Source organism: Mesorhizobium sp. M7A.F.Ca.CA.002.05.1.1 (assembly GCF_003998335.1).
In the GTDB taxonomy this organism is placed as follows: domain Bacteria; phylum Pseudomonadota; class Alphaproteobacteria; order Rhizobiales; family Rhizobiaceae; genus Mesorhizobium.
The window spans coordinates 1-3,288 of sequence record NZ_RZQI01000684.1; the positions used below are offsets into that span (position 1 = coordinate 1).

The window sequence follows — 3,288 nt, forward strand, 5'->3', positions numbered from 1 at the left end:
GCCGCCACGAGCCCTGGCGATTGCGGCAGCGCAACCGGTGTCGGTCCATATCCACGCGCTGCAAGCGATGGCCGATCTCAGCATCACTCCCGGCCATGCCGGCCCGGTCGTTGCCTCGATGGTCATCATGAGCGGCGATTTCGGCCCGCTCGACGCCAAGGAGGTGACGCTTGTGCTGTCAAAACCCGATTCCGGCATCGAGCCGCTGAAGCGCGCTGCGAGCAAGCCCGGTGACGGCAGCTGGCGCGTCGACAACCTCGTCATCCCGGTGCCGGGCCGGTGGACGGTGCGCATCGACATACTGGTCTCGGACTTCGAGATGGTGAAGATCGAGGCGCCCGTCGATATCAGGCCGTAGCGTCGGCCTTATGGTCCTCACGAAATAGCACCCGCAAAAAGGAGCGACCCAGTCGGCAAATGACGACTGTCAAAATGGTCGCTTTCGTTCGACTTTGGCGGCCATCACTTCGGTTTCGATGCCAATCGCGGTCGTCTCGCCCTATCGAGGCGCATTGGCAAGGGCAAGCGAGGACAAATCGCATGAAGAAGGAGCAACGCCTCTCCACTGCGGGGAACGAGAATGCCGGGCGCAATAGGCGACAACCAAACTTCAGGGCGCTGGCTGCGCACAACGACCTTGGCGCTCTCATCGAAAAACTTGATCGTGATCCGACGGAGCCGATGCCTGTCGACATCATCAATCATCTCAGCCTGGGCCGATTTCCGGACGCCCGCAAGGTGGCTGAGCGGGTCTCTGCGCCGAAGGGCTATGTGCCGCGATTGGAATCGAGGCTCAACCTGCCTGTTGCGAAGGCCGTCGCGCGGCCTGAGGGCAAGCCGACGCGCACGGGCAGGCGAAACGAGGATCTGCTCAAGGCCTATGTTCCTCGCCATCTCGCTGTGCGAACGGTCCCACGGTTGCGACCGTTCTTTGCTGGACCGGACGGCGATATTGCCGTCAAGCGGTCGGGGCTTACGGCTATCGGCATGGATCTGGTGGCGTTTCCCTGGTCGGCGATAGGCCACATCCGCACCTTCTCCGAAGGCAAGGAGCTTCCAGGAGGCACCGCCTTCATGGTTGGGCCGAACCTGTTGATGACAGCCAGCCATGTCATGCCGTGGGACTACAGCGGCAACTGTCAAATCGAATTCACGCCGGCTATGTACCCGGGTCACTCCCCTCGCTTCGGCTCCACATGGGTCAGCGACTGGTATGGCGTCAGGCATGACGGCTTCTGGGATATGGCGTTCAAAGCGGATGCCAGCGACTATGCAATCTGCAGGACGATTGATCCGATTGGCAACGTCTGCGGCTGGCTGGGTACGCAGGCCTTCGACGACCACGATGAGTATTTCGACCATCTTTACATGAGCGCTGGCTATCCTGATTTCGCCGCCGGATACCCGGCTGTCGAGCTGGCTGCCTTCATAAGAGATGTCGACGGAGACAAGCATGCGCGCGAGCTTGAAACGACAAACTTCGCCGGCCACGGGTGGTCGGGAGGACCTCTGTTCGGCTTCATCCGCGACGACTGGCGCGTCGTGGGAGTTTGCCATGGCCAGGAAACCGAGTTCGTGGTTCCCTTCCCGCCTTGGAACCCTCCTTGGAACGTGAATCTGCTCTTTGCCGGAGGGGACGCAATGGTGGATTTGGTCTACCATGGCTATGCCAACTACAATTTCTGAACCCGCTTCTCCCTCGACGCCGGCACCTGAACTTCCCGGCGGCCGCGCCGATTGCCAATCTTCTCGGGCTCTGGTCTTCACGTTCGATCCGCGCAACACAATTCGGCGAGGCGGTTGACGCGGCCCGAAAGGCCCGTCAATCATCCCGTGAAGAATGGCATCCCGTGATGAATGGGCATCCGCGCAAATCGCGGGCTCGAACCAACAAGATCCGAAGCAGGGAAGAAACGATGGAAAATGCCGAAATCGGCCTGATCGGCCTTGGCACGATGGGCTCCAACCTGGCGCTCAACATCGCCGAGCACGGGCACCGCATCGCTGTCTTCAACCGCACCAGGGCGCGCACCGACGCTTTCATCGAGAACGCCGGCGCGCTCAGGGACATGGTCGTGCCCTGCTACAGCCTGGAAGAGCTTGCCGCCGCCATCCGGCCGCCGCGCCCGATCATCATCATGGTGCTGGCCGGCAAGCCGGTCGACGAACAGATCGCTGCGCTGCGCGGCGTGCTGTCGGCCAATGACATCGTCATCGATGCCGGCAACGCCAATTTCCGCGACACGATGCGGCGCTTCTCCGAGCTTTCCGGCTCGGACCTCACCTTCATCGGCATGGGCGTGTCCGGTGGCGAGGAGGGCGCGCGCCACGGGCCGTCGATCATGGTCGGCGGCACAGAGGACTCATGGAAGCGCGTCGAGAAGGTGCTGACGGCGATCTCCGCCAAGTTCAAGGACGAACCCTGCGCGGCATGGCTCGGCACCGACGGTGCCGGGCATTTCGTCAAGACCATCCACAACGGCATCGAATATGCCGACATGCAGATGATCGCCGAAATTTACGGCATCTTGCGCGACGGCCTGGGCATGGGCCCGAAAGAGATCGGCGCGGTGTTTGCCAACTGGAACAAGGGCCGGCTCAACTCCTACCTGATCGAGATCACCGCCAAGGTGCTGGCATCAGACGATCCGAAGACCGGCAAGCCGGTGGTCGACATCATCCTCGACCGCGCCGGCCAGAAGGGCACCGGCAAATGGTCGGGCATCGAGGCGCAGCAACTCGGCATTCCGGCGACGGCGATCGAGGCGGCGGTGGCGGCACGCGTTCTGTCATCGATCAAGGACGAGCGGCTGGCGGCGGAAAAGGCCTACGGCAACGTCGGCGTGACGAAGATTTCCGGTGACAAAGATGCCCTGCTGGAAGATCTGGAGTTGGCGCTGTTCGCCGGCAAGATCGCCGCCTACGCCCAAGGTTTTGCGGTGATGAGCGGCGCCTCCAAGGAATTCAACTGGAACCTGCCGATGCCGACCATCGCCAGGATCTGGCGCGCCGGCTGCATCATCCGCTCGCAGATGCTCGACACCATGGCGGAAGCCTTCAGCAAGGGCGGCGCCTCGACCAACCTCCTGATGGCCCCGGCCTTCATCGCGCTGATGCAGGAGGCGCATCCGTCGCTGCGCCGCATCGTGGCGAGGGCTTCGGAGGCCGGTTCGCCGGTGCCGGCGCTGTCTTCCGCACTTGCCTATTTCGACAGCTACCGCCAGGGCCGCGGCACCTCGAACCTGATCCAGGCGCAGCGCGACTTCTTCGGCGCGCACGGCTTCGAGC

Annotated in this window: 2 protein-coding genes and 1 pseudogene; all 3 read left to right on the plus strand. The window is 62.7% G+C overall.

Annotated elements, in window-relative coordinates:
- Window positions 1-358 (plus strand): annotated as a pseudogene (locus EN939_RS26575) (copper resistance protein CopC); the annotation flags it as partial.
- 629 nt (window positions 359-987) lie between these two features.
- Window positions 988-1,686, plus strand: coding sequence for a trypsin-like serine peptidase (locus tag EN939_RS26580; protein ID WP_127270723.1), 699 nt, complete (start codon window positions 988-990; stop codon window positions 1,684-1,686).
- Window positions 1,687-1,916: 230 nt separating this feature from the next.
- Window positions 1,917-3,288, plus strand: a 1,372-nt coding sequence (gene gndA, locus EN939_RS26585; RefSeq protein ID WP_127270724.1) for an NADP-dependent phosphogluconate dehydrogenase, incomplete at its 3' end; no start/stop codon positions are given.

Coding starts and splice junctions, on each gene's coding strand:
- EN939_RS26580 (WP_127270723.1), top strand. CDS start 988: ATGGATCTGGTGGCGTTTCCCTGGTCGGCGATAGGCCACATCCGCACC.